This is a genomic window from Enterococcus sp. FSL R5-0957, from assembly GCF_038008005.1.
Taxonomy (GTDB): Bacteria; Bacillota; Bacilli; order Lactobacillales; family Enterococcaceae; genus Enterococcus_B; species Enterococcus_B faecium.
The window spans coordinates 1,297,126-1,314,077 of the sequence record NZ_JBBOYG010000001.1; the positions used below are offsets into that span (position 1 = coordinate 1,297,126).

A 16,952-nucleotide genomic window follows, 5' to 3' on the forward strand; every position below is an offset into this window, starting at 1 on the left:
ATGGAGAATTTCTCACTAACAGAAAACCGAACCTTTTCACGGATAGAAAAGCAAATGATCTGGAAGAAACCGAAAAGCCATCGGACAAGTGCAGAAGAATGGCGGATCGCCTCCGAAATCAAAGGGAATTGGCAAGATCCTGAAATGAAAATCAGTAACGTACTTTTGGAAGGAGATGCCGGGTCGGGGAAGACACAATTAGCCAAAGCACTATCTGCTGATCTGCAACTTCCCTATACAAAAGTGACCTGTTTTGCAGATATGGACAAATCAGATGTTTTCGGAGCCTTATTACCTATAGTAGATTCTAATAAGGAACAAGACCAAGAATTACTAGAAGCTATTTACCAAACAGATACACTTGAAGCTGTACTGACACTGATCCAGAACCATTACGGCATTGATCCTTTTTCTGCTAAAGAAAAATTAGCAGAGCTAGTTCAAAGGATCGAAGCTGATTATCCAGATGCAATCCATTACAGCTATTATCCTTCTGAAATCGTTCGAGCGATTGAAAAAGGATATTTATTAGAGATTCAAGAGCCGACTGTCATCCGAGATGCCTCTGTTCTTGTGGCACTTAACTCAGCGCTCGAACCAAATGGGATGTTGAATTTACCGACAGGAATCATTCGTCGCCATCCAGATTGCGTCATTGTGATCACTACAAATCGAAATTACCAAGGAAATCGCCCATTAAATGAATCTTTAAGAGATCGGATGCAACATGCGGAAAAAATGGATCTTCCTGCCTTAGAAGTCATGGCAGAACGTGCGATGGCGAAAACCATGATCCAAAAACAAGAACTTCTCTTAAAGATGGCAGAGATTATCCGTTTGTTGGATGAAACTGCAAAAGCTAACGCCATCAAAGGTGTAGCAGGACTGCGTTCTTATTTTTATTGGGCAAATACCTATAAGCAAGGACAAGATTTACTCCAGTCGATTTATCCAAAAGTTTTGTATAAATTATCCACTGATCCAGATGAATTGGCAATTCTTGAACAAGCTTTGTCTGACAGTGGATTGCTACTGGAACTTCAGGACATATTGAGAAAAGAAAAATGGGGTCATCCTCAATCTGAGCATACAAAAGGAAGAACCATTAGCGCCGAAGAAGCAAATGAACGAAACATCACTGAAAATGCTGAAGAAATTCTGCGCTTAGATGAAAAGAAATCGTTGTCTGCTGAAGAACCAAATGAGGGAGAAGAGAAACAAGAAGAAACAATAGAAAAAAACGAGATTCCTCCTCAAATGCAAAAAGAACGCAGTAGCGATATCGAAGGAAAAAATCAAAAAGAACAACAAACAGGAGATGATTCTCAAGAAATGTCTGCTTCTGACATGGAAGCACATGATAAGGAAATCAAGAAGCAACTGAATAAAGAAGCGCGACAAATCATGAAGGAAACGATTCATGAAAAAGAAGGTCTCATCGTTCACCGACCATCTTTCCAAGGAAAAACGCCGGAAGTACGTGAGCTACACATGCAAGTAATGCCAATAGTAGAATCACTTAGCCGACAAATTTTAGAGTTACTGTATAATGAACAAACAGAGACGTACCAAAAAGGAAAATACGAAGGTCAGCGGTTCAATGCAAGCAAAGTAGCATATGGTGATTTGAAAAATTTTGACAAAAAGAACCCGCCACATGAGCAACCTTCTTTAGCGGTAGCTGTACGGATCGATGAATCTGGGTCAATGATACGGGATGATCGGATCGAAGCGGCAAAAAAAGCAGCGATTGCCATTGCCGAATTTTCTAAGAAAGTCGATATCCCATTGTTGATTTACGGAGATACAGCAGACCGTTCGTCAAGAGAAAAGACTTCTTTGTTTTCTTATAAAGAATTTGAAGACGGATTTCAATGGTTAAATGAAAAATTAGTCACTATGAAACCAAGGCAAAACAATCGTGATGGTGCGGCACTTCGTTTAGCAGCAGAAAAATTAAACAGACAATCCGCAACAACCAAACTGTTGCTTAATATTAGTGACGGTCAGCCAAAAGCGTTGCCGGATTATACAGGCAAAAAAGCAAAAGAAGATATCCAGTCTGTTTTGAAAGAATATGAGCGTCAAGGAATCTTATTTGTCTCCGCAGCTATTGGCCAAGACAAAGAAGAAATCAAGTCGATCTACGGTGAAAGTCGTTTTGTAGATATTACTGACTTGAATGAATTTCCCAAGCAAATGATTCAACTGATTGCCCGCTATCTATGATAAAATAAAGCTCAACGAACGCACTTAGCAGATTCGTTGAGCTTTTCGTTTCTAGTTACCGGTAACAAGGATACTTCTAAAATAGAATCGGTTATAATCAAGAGGGACCGTTAAAGGAGTGAAACGATATGATACAAGAACAAAAATGGTGGAAAGAAGCAGTAGGCTATCAAATCTATCCTGCTAGTTTCAAAGATAGCAACGGCGATGGTCAAGGAGACATCAATGGGATCCGTGAAAAACTTAATTATTTGAAAGATCTTGGTATCGGCTTTATCTGGATCAATCCGATCTATCAATCTCCATTTGTCGATAATGGTTATGACGTAAGTGACTATCAAGATATAGAAGAGAGATTCGGAACGATGGAAGATTTTGATTTATTGCTAAAAGAAGCACATGAATTAGGGATCAAAGTGATTATGGATCTTGTCATCAACCATAGTTCGGATCAGCATCAATGGTTTGAAGAATCGAAAAAATCTAAAGAAAGCCCGTATCGCGATTATTACATTTGGGTCGACGGGGTAGATGGCAAAGAACCGAATAATTGGACATCGATTTTCGGCGGTTCTGCTTGGGAGTATTCTCATGAAACTGGACAGTATTATCTGCATGTTTTTGCAAAAGAACAACCAGACTTAAATTGGGAAAGCGAGAAATTGAAAGAAGAACTATTCAATATGATCCGATGGTGGTTGGATAAAGGGATAGATGGATTTCGTTTAGATGCGATTTCTCATGTAAAAAAAGATGAATATTCAGTAAAAGCCACAGAGAACCCTTTCTCACCCTTTCAAAATGTCTCAGGAATCGAAGAACATTTGACCGATTTGAAACATGTTTTTGAAGAGTACGATATCATGACTGTCGGAGAAGCAAGTGGTGTCACTGCAGAAGAAGGACCACAATGGGTAGGGAAAGACGGTTATTTCGATATGATATTCGAATTTGATCATATCCATATCTGGCAGCAAGAAAAAGAAGGGCAATTAGATGTCCTTAAATTGAAACATGCATTAAGCGCTTGGCAAACTTCATTGGATGGTATCGGATGGAACGCTTTATATATGGAAAACCATGATGTTCCTCGTGCCGTTTCAGTGTTTGGAGATACTCGTCCCGATTTTTGGGCTATGTCTGCAAAAGCAATCGCTATGATGTATTTCTTTTTGCAAGGTACGCCATTTATTTATCAAGGACAGGAAATCGGAATGACGAATATGCCCTTTGAATCGATCGATCAAGTTGATGCAGTAGATTCGAAAAGACTTTATAAAAGGCTGCTTGCGGAAGGTAAGACAAGAGAAGAAGCATTGGATATCATTCGTGAAACAACGAGAGACAACAGCAGGACACCCATGCAATGGACTTCGGAACAATATGCTGGTTTTTCTACACATGAACCTTGGCTGATCACTAATCCAAATACCAAAACGATCAATGTAGAACAACAAGAATATGAACCAGAGTCGGTCCTGCAATTCTATAAGAATATGATCCGCATTAGACAAACCAATAAAGGTCTGATATACGGTTCTTATAAAGAATATCTTCATGAACATCCACAACTTTATGTCTATGAAAGATATTTAGAAGATGAACAATATCTTATTATGGTAAACTTAACAGAATCACTTGCTGACTATGAACTTCCAAAAGAAGCAGATCAGTCCTGGACATTACTCTTGTCAAATTCCTCTAGCGGAGAATTTGAAGCTAAAGGCATACTAGCACCTTATGAAGCTCGGTTATATAAAACAAACAAATAAAACTTCCTCGTTAAAGTTCATTAGTTGGACTTTGCGAGGAAGTTTTTCAGATTGCTCTGTCAATTACTCATTTCAATAATTCGCTCTAGGACCACCGATATATTTAGGACGAGAGCGAAGGGCTGTCACGTGAGCTTGTCCAAGGGTTTTCAAACGAGGTCTGACAGGTACTTGGACATGTTTGATATGCATACCGATTGATGTGTCACCGATATCGATACCGGCTTGTCCAACTACGTGTTCCACTTCGACAGGATCATTGAACTGGTCAAAAGCAGCAACAGAACAAGCACCTCCAGCATGTAGTGCAGGAACAACAGAGACAATTTCAAAATTTTTTGCTTCTGCCACTGTTCGTTCTACTACTAATGCTCGGTTCAAATGTTCACAACCTTGGACAGCTAGCGCAATTTCTTTAGGATCCAACAACTCTTTTAACGTACGGATGATCCATTGACCAACTTCCGCACTGGAATTTTTTCCAATATGTCCTCCAACGACTTCGCTTGTGCTGCATCCTAAAACAAAAAGATCACCTTTTTTCAAGTGTGCCTCAGCCAATATGTCATTAACTATTTCAGTCAATTGGTCTTTTAATTCTTTTTCTGACAACTTCATTTTCTAAAACCTTCTTTTTCAATTAATATTGCTTCCGTGCTTGAATACGTTGAAGACTTGCAGTTATAGGAAAGGCAAGTCCCATTCCAATCAGATTTTGGAAGATGTTTCCTGGTATAGAAGCCACTCCAGCCGGCCAATCATATAAAATCCAACCGGCGATACCATAGCCGATGATCATAACTAAGCTTCCTAATAAAAGTCCTAATCCCCACATACGAGTAGAAGATTTGCTGAAAGAACCAGCAACATATCCTTGTAACCCGTGGATCACTAATGAAAAAACTGACCACTGCGGATATCCTGAAATCAAATCGATCAATAGACCACTGGAAGCACCAACAACTAATCCACCCGTTGGACCATAAAGAAAAGCAGCGGTATAGATCCCGGCCTCGCATAATGTCACAAATCCATTCGTAGCCGGTACAGGGATCAAAATTGTTAATGAAAGGGCAACTGTCAACGCAATCAGCATAGCATAGATCGTTAATTGCTTAGTTTTCATTTCTCATTCCTCCTTTTTGAATACCGCCAGACCAGACGCTTCCGGTATGATCGTTCATCAGCACGCCATTAGAAATACAATGGGCAACAAATTTTTTACTTTCTGCTACTGCTTTGGTAAAGTCTGCCCCTAACACAAGATTCGCTGTTATTGCAGAAGAAAAGGCACAACCGGCCCCGTTTACTGTTGTAGTGTCGATTTTTTTATGAGAAAATACCTCATAATGATCAATTGAATAGAGAAGATCCACAGCTTCATCTCCAGCCATCCTTGTGCCGCCTTTGATCACAATGTTTTTTGTTCCTGAAGCAGTGAGTTCTTTAGCGAGATGGATCATTTCTGTTAACGAAGAGGGAAGAGCTTGACCAGAAAGTAAAGCAGCTTCTGCCAAATTAGGCGTAATCATCGTAACAAGTGGAAAAAGTTCTTCGATGAGCTGCGAAATATACAATTGATTGATCACAGCTTCAGTTTCTTTGAATGCCAAAACAGGGTCTAAAATGATTGGGATATTTTGTTTTGTTTTTATGAAGTCTCGAACAACCATGATTGCTTCACTTGAGTTCAATAACCCAATTTTGATACCATCTAATGAAGTCATTTTATCAATCGAAACTAACTGTCGTTTAAGCAATTCCAAAGATATAGATTCCAGCATAAATCGCTCATTAATATCTAGTGCCCCTATAGAAGTCAAGGCGCTTAGTCCGAATAGACCAAAATTCTCAAAAGTTTTTAAATCTGTTTGGATTCCTCCACCAGCAAATGGATCAGAACCGCCAATTGTCAAGATTCTTTTCATAACATTTTCCTCCATGAATAAGAGTATAACGAAATTTTCAAAAAAGAAAAACAGCCAATTGGAATATTTTTATCTCATCCAATTTAAAAAAACAAAAAGAAAAGAAAGACCAAAATGGATCTTTCTTTCCTTAAATAGTTAGGACTTTTGTGATTTTAATTCTTTCTCGATTTGAAGCCGCTGCACTTTCATTGTAGCTGTTCGCGGGATTGCATCAAAATCACGGATGATAGGGACGTTCAAGCGAGGAAGTTCATGGACTTGCTCCCACCATCGATTCCAATCCATTTCTTTATCAGGAGCTAAAGCAATAATCGGTTGTGGAGAATGATTTTTATCCCTTACAATCACTACTTCTGCCAAAAAATCTAACGAATCTAATAAAAAGTCTTCAATAGCTAATGTACTATTGATCGTTTCGATCAAATCCACTTGCCGATCTTTCAAAAATAGGTGGCCATGCTTATCCATAAAACCGTAATCTCCGCTATCCCACCAATCGCCATAAACATTTTCCTGGAACCGTGCATCTTCCTTGTAATAAGTCAAAGCCCGTCCTTTAGACAGTAATTGTATATGACCATCTGTGTTTTCAGGTAGGACATTCCCAACTGAATCTGTAATCCGAGTGCTTGTCATGTCTTCCAGTCCAACGCCCATATCTCTTGCATCACTTGTTTTCAAACTCTCTAGTGTATGAGCCTTAAGAATCATTGGTCCGCATTCACTTTGGCCATATACTTGAAGAAATACCGCATCCTGTGCCATCGACGTTCGCAAAAATGTCTTCATTGTCTGGTTGTTTATAGCATCAAAAGTGGAGTGATAGTATCGGATACCCGAAAAAGCTTCTGGATGCTCCTTAGCAGTAAAACGCCACTGAACAAAGTTATTCGGATGGGTCTCTAGTGCAATTGGCCGGTGAGCTTCCAACATATGAACAACTTTTGAACTTTGTGCGTTTGCTAAAGGCATCATAGGAAATCCCATGGACATCAAAGAAGAGATACCAATATTGAATCTGGAATGCACTGGAGAGATGTGAAAAGCGATTAATTTCTTTTCCGAAATTTTTGTGAAAACTGTTTTTTGCCATTTCGTCCGCCATCCCATAGAATGAGCAGAATGACAAATAAGTTTAGGGATACCAGTTGTACCAGAAGTATGGGTCATATAAGAAATTTCATTTTTGTCTAAAAATGATTGAGAAACAGAAAAAGCAGGTTGTTCCATTAAATAAAGAATAGGAATCTGTTTTGATTTTGTTCCATTTGAAATTTCTCTCACTCGCTTTTTTGTCTCATCATCAAATAAAATGAGAGGGTCTTCTAAACGATCGATAAATACTTCCATTGTTGTTGTTGGTAGATGATAAGAAGTCATGACAGGCACTGCACCAAGGTAAGACACAGAAACAGCTAGAAGGTATGTGTCAAAAGCGGAACTCTTATAAATAATAACTTTGTCTCCGGATTTCACTCCAAGATGAGCCAATTGATAAGCCCGTTTCAACACACTTTCGCAGCATTTTTTGTAAGTTGTTTCAAGTCCTAATTCTGGGAAAGCTGAAAGTGGCTCATCAAAGATAATCGGGGTCTCGGAAAAGTTAGCTGCAGCTTCTTGAAAATTCGTAAATAAGTTCAAAGGGGAATACGTTATGGTCTCCATCATTCACACTCCATTATCTTTTGTTAAGTAATATACAAATTCAAGATAATCGTAACATAATCCTTTATATAATAACATAGTTTATTGTGAAAAAAAGATCATACATTTGTTTTATATGGAAGAAACCTGAACGAATGCCGCTAATTCGTGATAAGAAAAATCAACCATCTTTTCCCAGATATCTTGAAAAGAATGGGATGAGAGGTATCGATTACCACATAAATAATTTACCGCGTCAGCATCATCTAAATATAGTTCTGCATAATAACGATATGTTTTTCTGCATAGTTCTGGCGATACGTTTTTATATACTGTAATTTTGCTCAAAATTTGGCGAATAGTCCGAGGAGAAATTTGCTGATCGTGTGAGGAACGAAAAACAAAAGAATTTTCGTCCGTATTTTGTGCTGTTAACTTAAAATAGTTCTCTAGAAACGGCATCGCTTCTTTTGGTATTGGTACTTTATTCAGTCTGTTTTCTTTTCTATTCAGATTAAGAATCTGCTTGGTCAAAGATACATCTTTACGTTTAAGTTCTACTACTTCATGGATCTTTAATCCGCAATACAGAAGAATGGCAGTAATTGCAAGGTTCCTCGGTCGATTCTTTTCTTCAAAGCTAGCTTCTCTGCTTGTTCGAAAGCCTTCAATCGGGATAAACAAATGCTCAAAATCTTTGAAAAGTTCTGCATCGATATATCGCGGAGCTGCTTTGGTTGTTTCCGGTAAACTTGTACCCAAAAGAGAAATCTCTTCTTCAATCAGTCCTTTTTGATACAAAAATCGTAAAAAATGATTTAATGAATATTGCTTCCTTGAAATCCCGTAATAGCTATTTTCAAACAATTGCTCCGTTTCTTGGTTCGCTGTAGTTTGGAACGAACGAGTATGTCGATAGATTTTAGCTAAAAAATTCTGATAATCTTGTTTTTCTAAATGGATAATCAGCTGATCATCCACTTCTTCAGAAAATACTTTTCTCAAATAATCAGTAAACAGATGAAAATCTTTTGCGTATTCATAGCGACTGCCTAATGAAAGGGAAGAACGATTTTCTTCTAAAAACTGTTGAAAGACGGAAGGGAGCAAGTGTGTACGTTGCTTTAACTTTTCTTGCAGTTGTTTTCTAGTTTTGCTGTCCATTACAAATTCCCTCCAATAGTGTTCATTTTCTATATTTTACCGCATTTCATCAAATGAAGATAGACAGTTTGTCTTGATCTTAGGAAGCAAATTTTTAACTGTCTTTTAAAAGTACTAGCTAAAAGATTTGAAGTAAGAAGATACATTTTTAGTTATTTTATTAGTGCAGTCATTCTTTTGATCTTTTAATTGATTTATCCTCTTTTTAGCTATGTGGTTACTTCATGAGCAATGAAATGGATTTGGTTCGTTCTAATGGCAGGAGGCTCTTTCTTTTATTTCCGAAAAATTAGAAAACATTTTTTCAGAATCGATTGGCTCTCCATTTATTCAATAATGGTTTGTCTAACGATATTGTTGGGATAATTCTTAAATAAGTATTAGAAATAGTTGGTACTTCATTACTTTACATGAAGATTTATTCTATGGTAGGAGCAATTATACTGAGAATTAATCCTTTTTTGTATAAGTTGTTTGCTTATTGATGGATTGGATAAATTAAACCATCACAACGAGTGGAAATTATATGAAATTTTTCATAAAAATTCATATAGAAACAAATGACATTTTATTAGAATATGACTTTCATTAACATAAATGTTTTCAAATTTAAATTAAATTGTTTTAATCAAATTCCAATCTAAAAATTTGTAGAAAACAATCGTCTCCTATAGAATAAATTTATAAGTAACAATATACCAATCATAAATCTATTTGCTAGGAGGAATTTACATGGAAGAGAAAAATTTAACGGTCATCGGAAGCTATAGTACGAGGGAAGAAGCATTATCAGTAATTGAACGGTTGCGTAACGAAGGGTATGAACGAGATGATATCGTTATTTATACTACTGATGAAGCAGCATCTAGACTAGGATTTGACGGATTGTCTGGTATAGATGTTGAAACAGATGAAAATCGGATGGATGGTGAAGAAGACCGTTCTTTATGGGAAAAAATAAAAGATACTTTTTCTTTTGATACCTATGATTCTGAGACGGCTACACCAGAAAATGATCCTTTATATCAATATAGAGGAGATATTTCTGATGGAAAATTTGTCATCACAGTAAAAGGCTATCGTCAGCCAGAAACAACAGAAGATACAATGGATACACAAGATACTGTTAGCCCAGCAAGCACAATGGGGACTGGATTAGAAACTGGCACTGGAACAGATCCAATGGACGTAGGTGGCACGACAGGCTTTCAAAATACAACGGATCCATTGAATATGACACCAGGAACTGATCCGATGGACGTACCTGGCGAGACTGATACAATGGGTACAAGCAAGACTGAAGACATCGATCGCAAACCAAATCTAGATGATGATACAATTCAACTAAAAGAAGAAAAATTAGATGTAAATACACATGATGTGACAACTGGAGAAGTCGACATCCACAAACATGTGGTCAACGATACTGAAACGGTAGAAGTACCGGTCAAACGTGAAGAAATCGTCATCGAACGCAAACCAGTAACAGATCAATCTTCACAGGGAACAGACGAAAACTTGGAAGATGACACGATTACTATCCCAATCAAAGAAGAGCAAGTAGATGTAAGCAAACATACAGTTGTTCGTGAAGAAGTTGGGATTCATAAAGAAGAACATGAAGATGTTGAAAAAGTGACAGAAGATGTTAGCCGAGAAGAATTGGATATTGACACAAGCGGTGATGTACACATTGAAGACCGCAATAAAAAATCGTAAGCGTAAGCTAAAGAGGTTGTGACAGAAGTGGTCAGCTTAAAGAAATTTCGGCTTATTTCCGAAGAAGCTACTTCTGGAACACCGTTTATTCGCAACAAAAAAGGGCTGTGACAAGATTTTTGTCACAGCCCTTTTTTAGGGATAAGCATTATTTTTTAGGCTTCAACGGCAATTGGACTTTAAAATCGACTCCTTGTGGAAGATAATTGGATACAGAAATTTGTCCATGATGCTGTTCGATTACCTGTTTTGCAATTGCCAAGCCAAGCCCGTATCCGCCAGTCTCTTTCGCCCGAGATTGATCTTCCCAATAAAATCGATCAAAAATCCTTGCTTGATCTTCTTCACTGATAGAAGGGCCAGTATTCTTTACGTGAATCAGCCATTCTTTATGGTTAACAGATGAGTCCAAAATGATCTTATCTTCTGGATTCGTATATTTTAATGCATTATCCAGCAAAATAACCAAAACTTGATGGATTTTTTTTTCGTCAATTGGTACTTCTAATGTTGCATCGTTATGGAGAATAAACTCTTTTCCATCTATGGTGGCCATCTCTTGAAATGGTTTAACAAGTTGTTCGATATATTCTTGTGTATTGATCATTTGCTTTGAAAGCAGCTGCTGATCAGAATCATTCCGAGCGATTGTCAGCAAATCCGAAGTCAATCCAGTGAGGCGCCTCGTCTCTGACAATGCTTGAGCGATGCTTTCGGATTCTTCAATAATAGTATGATTAGGCTTGGTAAAAAGATGTTCCAAACTATTTTGAATAATCGTTAACGGTGTGCGCAATTCATGAGAAGCATTCTCAACAAATTCTTTTTGTCTTCTCCAAGAAAGAATAATAGGGCGCATGCTTAGACTAGACAAGTAATAACTGATACCAATAGAGAGAATCCAAAAAACAATCATACACAAAATCATAATCGTGCGAAAAGTCGCTAATGAATTCTTGATTTGATTTGTATTTTCTAAAATTTGGATGTAGGCAACGCCATCTTGATTCGTCTCCGCTTTTTTCGTAATCGAACGGAAAGAGAGGGCAGATGAGCCACTGTCTTCATTTAATTCAATATTTTGGATGCTATTCAGATTTTTCGTATCCATTTTTAATTCTTTGATTTGGTTGAAACGCCCACCAATAGCTGCTTTATTCAATATCTCACCATTTTTAGACCACAAGATCACTTGAGTGTTAAAACGGTCATTTGATGGTTCCATTAATGGCTGTTCCATGTTTGTTCTGTTTTGTTCCGTTTGAGTCGGGTTTAAAAAGGGATCGCCTTGCTGATATCTTTGTATCTCTAATTGTACTGTTCGAGAATCAAAATTTATTTTCTCTAATGACAGATCTGTTTCTCTGTATGCAGATTGGTTTAATATCTGTAAAGTAATGAATCCCAAAAGAAAAAAGATAAAAGCAAATGCTGCTACATTTGTCGCAAAAAAGCGACTACGTTGCTTTCGTGTAATATCTCCATTCATTGCATCACACCCTTTGCAGTATATAACCGACATTACGTAAGGTTTTGATTTCTTTATCCAATCCAGTACTTCGCAGATGTTTTCGTAAGTTGCTCATATAAACTTCAATAACTGTAATCGTCGTATCAGAATCAAATCCCCAGATCCGGTCAAATATCTGCTCTTTTGTCAAAATGATTCCCTTATTTTGTAAAAAATAAACGAGCAATTCAAACTCTTTTCCTTGTATGGGCAAAACTTGTTCTTTATACAAGACTTCATTGCTTTTTAAATCACAACTGATATCCTTATACTTCAGAACATTTTCATCAAAGAGACCTAGCGAGCGTTTCAATAATGCTTTCACGCGCATGATCAGTTCTTCTCGATAGAAAGGTTTTGTTAGATAATCATCTGCACCTCGTTCAAATCCTTCAATCTTATCTTCCAAACTATCTTTTGCAGTCAAAATCAATACTGGAGTCTGTATTTTTTCTTTCCGTATTTTTGCTAACACTTCATATCCATTCATTTCCGGCATCATCAAATCCAAGATTGCAAGATCATAAACTCCACTTTCCAACTCGAACAGTCCTTCACTACCATCATAAACTTGTGTTATCTCGCCGATTGCAGCGAGTATTTCTTTTATATTATTGGATAATACTTTATCGTCTTCTACTACTAATAGTTTAATCATTTTCCCACCTCATTGATTTGGTCACTTTAGTTTATCATGGAAAGCATAAATAAGGCTTAAATAAATTTTTTATGACTCATGTTAAGGTTTTATCGAAAGACGTCTTAGACAATTTATTGATAAGAAAAAAACAACACAAGTGACAAAATGTCACTTTAGAGTTACACTATTCAATAAGTGACATTTTGTCACTATCAATCTATCATAGGGAGGAAAAACAAATGTTTCTAGCTATCAAAGAAATTCGCTATTCTAAATTACGATATGGCTTGATCGTCGGTATTATGTTCTTGATTGCGTATGTCGTATTCATGTTGTCAGGACTAGCGAATGGACTTTCAGAAGAGTTTAAAAAAGCAATCGATGATTGGGACGCACAAGAGATTGTTTTGTCGGAGGATGCAAATCAAGTATTTGCAGCTTCACAATTAACAAGAGGAGATCTGAAATACATTGAAGGAGGAGAGAAAGCACCAATCGGATTGTACAGCGGAGCAATCAAAGGAAAAAACAAAGAAAATGTTACAGTTTTCGGCACAACGAAAGAAGCATTTTTATTACCAAAACTCACGAAAGGGCATGAATTTAAAACAAAGAATGAAATCATCATCTCTCAAAATCTGGCTGATTCAGGCTATAAAATTGGAGATACGATCAAAATTGGCAGTTACGACGATCCTTTGACGATTGTCGGTATCTTTCCTGAAACTTATTACACAGTTTCTCCCGTCATCTATGCGTCCCTAGATACGTGGACTGCTTTGAAGTATGGACAACAGCCGTTTGCTTCTGAAGAAGAACAGCCGATCAATGGGATCGTAATAAAGGATTCAGCTAAAATTTCGAAAGAAAAAGCATCGAAGGGTCTACAGTTATTAACTATTGGGACATTCATTGAAAGTATTCCTGGCTATTCTGCCCAAAATATGACCTTAAATGCGATGATATACTTTTTGTTCTTAGTGGTTGCTGCCGTGGTCGGTATTTTCATGTACGTGATGACACTTCAGAAGACTGCTATTTTTGGAGTAATGAAAGCACAAGGGATCAAAAATTTCTTCATCGCTAAATCTTTAGTAGCACAGTCCTTTATTGTTGGGGTGGTAGGCGTTCTGCTTGCTCTTTTGTTTGCTTATTTGACTAGTCTGATTTTACCAAGCGCGATGCCTTTTGCTGTTTTTTGGTCACAATGGTTGCTATATAGTGGGATTTTGATCATTGTCGCAATGCTAGGCGGATTGTTTTCGATACGTACGATAACCAAAGTAGACCCAATTACAGCAATAGGAGGTTAATAAAAATGAAAAAAATATTAACGATGAAAAAAGTTACCAAAACATTTGGTTCTGGTCATACAAAGGTCTCAGCTTTGAAAGCAATTGATTTTTATGTAAAGGAAGGAGAATTCGTCAGCATCATTGGTCCTTCTGGTTCAGGTAAAAGTACTTTCCTTACCATTTCAGGAGGATTGCAAACACCGACTTCCGGAGAAATAGTGATCAACGGTCACTCACTAACTGAGCTTCCAGAAAAAAAACGAGCAGATTTACGCTTTAAAGAAATTGGATTTATTCTCCAAAGCTCTAATTTGATTCCTTTTTTAACGGTAAAGGAACAATTTGAACTAGTTGACCAAGTTACTTCAAAAAAAGAAGATTCAACAAAAATCGATTCCTTGCTGCAATCTTTAGATATCCAGTCACTTAAAAATAGTTATCCTAAAGACCTTTCTGGTGGAGAAAGACAGAGAGTGGCAATTGCTCGCGCTTTATATAATGAGCCAAGCTTGATCTTAGCAGACGAACCAACAGCTAGTTTGGATACAGATCATGCATATGAAGTCGTCAAATTACTAGTTAAAGAAGCTCATGAGAAACAAAAAGCGACTATTATGGTTACTCATGATGTCCGTATGATTCAATGGAGTGATCGCGTTTATCGAATGGAAGATGGGTACTTGACAGAAGAAGAGAAAAAGAAGGAATGAATCCTTCATGACAATGAAGGGCTATCCACGTATAATCAGAGATAAAGGAGAGATGTGGATGCCAAAAGAAACTTTTTTCAATTTATCGAACGCAAAGAAACAGAGAATCGATGACCTATTACTGGAGATATTTTGCTCACAGCACATCAGCCAAGTCAAAGTCTCAGAGATCGTTGACAAGATGGGGATGTCGCGCGGTGCTTTTTATAAATATTTTCAAGATTTGGAAGATGCTTATTTGTATACGATCAAAAGCAGTTCTCACATAGTCCATCAAGATATCTTAAAATTCATTAGCGAAAACAAACAACATTTCTTTTTGGGGATCGAAAAATATTTAGAGTGGTGCTGCGACTTAGATCACGAAAGTATCTATTGGCAAAGGTTATACTTGTTAACCCAGCGAAATGATCAGCAGACAACCAAACGTAGAGAACTATCGGCTGATTCTCCAATGAACAAAAAATGGCTGGAATTATTAAGAATCAATCATTTCTCCATTCAATCGTCGGAAGAAGCAGTTAGTTTCCTATACTTTTCCATGTCCCTCGTAATGAACACATTGACGGATCTCATTGCAAATAATTGGACAAAAGAAGAGTTGTTAAAAGACTTTCGCTATAAATCTCGTTGGATTGCTGAAGGAATACAATAAAAAGAAACAGCTATGTGTATTTGTCCTGAAATTTTTATCAGGGTGGTTTATACATAGCTGTTTTTTGATTATTCATAACTCGAATAAGCGGATGAGTTCTTCTTCATTTGCGAATGACACACTATCATCAATCAATATATGAGGAACATGGGCATTCAAAATGGGTTGATTCGTAACAATCAGATCATACTCGAGAAGATTGTATTTCGACAGCTGATCTTCAGTAATAGCAGTTGTCTCAGAGTGAATTTTATGCACAGCAAGAATATCACTGATATATTCTTCAATATATTGACTATGTCGAAGACTTAAGTCACTGATGATCAGTATTTTTTTATCAGAAGTATAATGGTGAATTTCAGGATTACCGATAAGCATCCAAAAGATATAGCTAGATAAATAATAAATCAGATTCTGATTCAGTAGAGTGGAATAAAATTGAAGTTCTGCACGAAATCCAGCATATAGACGTATCTGGCGGTGTTGCATCTGCTGTGCAAAGTAAGTTGCACAGATCGTCAAATGAGTCGTATCGTATGGGAAAATACGGGAGAAAAAATAAATTTGCGTTAATAATTGAACAACATATTCTTCGTTTTTTTCTTTGCAATCAGAGGATGAAAACGAACAGTAGGACATATTTTTTCGTATCTGCTCACTGATTTCATTTTTTTCTTTCTCCGAAAATTCTGAAAAAATCGTATTGACAAAATAGTTCACTACTTTTATATAGCTGCTGTACTTCAATTTTCCTAAGAGATTTTTCAAGATTAAGAAGTCTTTTTTATCGATATTTATCAACTGTACATAAGAGTCTCCAGCTTTCCATTCAAATGGAGTTCCTTGGGATTCTCTCATGAGATGCACAACAAAATACATAATAAAGAAAGATTGCTCATATGGGCTTTCTTCCTGAAACAAATTCAACTGACAATTATTCTTGACCATAATTTCTTTGATCTTCTTTTTTTCGATTGGAAATGGCAACGTGCGTCTTCCGTAGTAACTTAAAAAGAAAAAGGTGACAAAGATACGCAACTGGAGCTCACTTTTAAGGCTAGTTAACTGAAAACCTTGGTCAACGATCACTTTTAATAAATAACTTTCTAAAATTTGATTGCATTGTTTCAACTTACGTGTAAAAGAAGACCGGCTGATGGAAATTTTTTCACAATAATACTCAATCGTTTTACCCGGATTGACAATAATCTCATTTAATAAACGACTGTTTGTAGAACTTTGCGACATTTCCATCAGAACATTTAAATAAGCTGGTACATTCAAGTGTTCAAGACGATACCCCAATTTTTGTGAAGTTTGAATCGTTACATCCGTTCCCCAGCGGATTTTGATCTCTTCGATATACCTTACAAATGTAGATTCTGAACTACCAATTCGTTTGGCAAGTTCTTTTTTAGTCATCCACTTGTCAGAAATGGACAGAATTCGAATGATTTTTTCCATCTTTCTATAGTTTCCTTCCAACAACCTGATCATATGTTTTTCTCCCTCAACCCTTTTCTTTCAATGAAACGCTCATTAATCGAAGAAATCAACTTCATAAATGAAACCAATTGGTATGAAAATTGGTGTGATTCCCTTTAGCGCCCTTCGTATAATAATTATCATATTAAAATAAATAAAATTATGTAACGCCTGTTTATTTTAATAATTTTCACTATT

The 16,952-nt window shown here is 36.8% G+C and carries 14 protein-coding genes; 6 read left to right on the forward strand and 8 right to left on the reverse strand.

The window, feature by feature from the left end; all coding sequences use genetic code 11:
* Both MKX69_RS06275 and MKX69_RS06280 read left to right on the forward strand, forming a co-directional pair.
* Entirely contained in the window at positions 1–2,229 is a 2,229-nt protein-coding gene (locus tag MKX69_RS06275; protein WP_341009367.1) for an AAA family ATPase, read from the forward strand.
* 128 nt (positions 2,230–2,357) lie between these two features.
* Positions 2,358–4,001, forward strand: a complete 1,644-nt coding sequence (locus MKX69_RS06280; RefSeq protein WP_002303818.1) for a glycoside hydrolase family 13 protein — start codon at positions 2,358–2,360, stop codon at positions 3,999–4,001.
* Positions 4,002–4,073: 72 nt separating this feature from the next.
* Here MKX69_RS06280 and MKX69_RS06285 read toward each other — a convergent pair whose 3' ends face one another.
* The 5 genes from MKX69_RS06285 to MKX69_RS06305 form a co-directional block, all read right to left on the reverse strand.
* Positions 4,074–4,619 (reverse strand): TIGR01440 family protein, encoded by a 546-nt coding sequence (locus tag MKX69_RS06285; RefSeq protein ID WP_002286070.1) that lies wholly within the window; start codon positions 4,617–4,619, stop codon positions 4,074–4,076.
* Positions 4,620–4,641: 22 nt separating this feature from the next.
* Positions 4,642–5,127, reverse strand: coding sequence for an ECF transporter S component (locus MKX69_RS06290; RefSeq protein WP_341009369.1), 486 nt, complete (start codon positions 5,125–5,127; stop codon positions 4,642–4,644).
* Positions 5,117–5,929: a hydroxymethylpyrimidine/phosphomethylpyrimidine kinase gene (locus MKX69_RS06295; RefSeq protein WP_002286068.1), complete on the reverse strand. Its 813-nt coding sequence runs from the start codon at positions 5,927–5,929 to the stop codon at positions 5,117–5,119. The genes MKX69_RS06290 and MKX69_RS06295 overlap by 11 nt, the downstream gene beginning before the upstream one ends.
* 138 nt (positions 5,930–6,067) lie before the next feature.
* On the reverse strand, positions 6,068–7,600 hold the full coding sequence (locus MKX69_RS06300) for an acyl-CoA synthetase (protein ID WP_341009372.1): 1,533 nt from the start codon (positions 7,598–7,600) through the stop codon (positions 6,068–6,070).
* 108 nt (positions 7,601–7,708) lie between these two features.
* Positions 7,709–8,740: a tyrosine-type recombinase/integrase gene (locus MKX69_RS06305; RefSeq protein WP_002306726.1), complete on the reverse strand. Its 1,032-nt coding sequence runs from the start codon at positions 8,738–8,740 to the stop codon at positions 7,709–7,711.
* Between the two features lie 732 nt (positions 8,741–9,472).
* On the opposite strand from MKX69_RS06305, the gene MKX69_RS06310 reads away from it, so the two are divergent.
* The gene (locus MKX69_RS06310; protein ID WP_002318678.1) at positions 9,473–10,459 is read left to right on the forward strand and encodes a DUF2382 domain-containing protein; all 987 of its coding nucleotides are present in this window, start codon (positions 9,473–9,475) and stop codon (positions 10,457–10,459) included.
* Between the two features lie 148 nt (positions 10,460–10,607).
* Here the strand turns inward: MKX69_RS06310 and MKX69_RS06315 are convergent, their stop codons facing one another.
* Together MKX69_RS06315 and MKX69_RS06320 are read right to left on the reverse strand one after the other, a co-directional pair.
* Entirely contained in the window at positions 10,608–11,948 is a 1,341-nt protein-coding gene (locus MKX69_RS06315) for a sensor histidine kinase (protein ID WP_341009373.1), read from the reverse strand.
* A 4-nt stretch (positions 11,949–11,952) separates the two neighbouring features.
* Positions 11,953–12,627: a response regulator transcription factor gene (locus MKX69_RS06320; RefSeq protein WP_002286063.1), complete on the reverse strand. Its 675-nt coding sequence runs from the start codon at positions 12,625–12,627 to the stop codon at positions 11,953–11,955.
* A 221-nt stretch (positions 12,628–12,848) separates the two neighbouring features.
* Here MKX69_RS06320 and MKX69_RS06325 point away from each other — a divergent pair, with 221 nt between their 5' ends.
* From MKX69_RS06325 to MKX69_RS06335, 3 genes are read left to right on the forward strand one after another with little or no spacing between them, the layout of a single operon-like run.
* Positions 12,849–13,922 carry an ABC transporter permease gene (locus tag MKX69_RS06325; RefSeq protein ID WP_002286061.1) on the forward strand — a complete coding sequence of 358 codons (1,074 nt, stop codon included), beginning with the start codon at positions 12,849–12,851 and terminating at the stop codon, positions 13,920–13,922.
* A gap of 5 nt (positions 13,923–13,927) precedes the next feature.
* The gene (locus MKX69_RS06330; RefSeq protein WP_002286060.1) at positions 13,928–14,614 is read left to right on the forward strand and encodes an ABC transporter ATP-binding protein; all 687 of its coding nucleotides are present in this window, start codon (positions 13,928–13,930) and stop codon (positions 14,612–14,614) included.
* 7 nt (positions 14,615–14,621) lie between these two features.
* The gene (locus tag MKX69_RS06335; protein ID WP_010724064.1) at positions 14,622–15,269 is read left to right on the forward strand and encodes a TetR/AcrR family transcriptional regulator; all 648 of its coding nucleotides are present in this window, start codon (positions 14,622–14,624) and stop codon (positions 15,267–15,269) included.
* Between the two features lie 72 nt (positions 15,270–15,341).
* Here MKX69_RS06335 and MKX69_RS06340 read toward each other — a convergent pair whose 3' ends face one another.
* The gene (locus MKX69_RS06340; protein WP_341010513.1) at positions 15,342–16,733 is read right to left on the reverse strand and encodes a helix-turn-helix domain-containing protein; all 1,392 of its coding nucleotides are present in this window, start codon (positions 16,731–16,733) and stop codon (positions 15,342–15,344) included.
* Between the last annotated feature and the right edge of the window lie 219 nt (positions 16,734–16,952).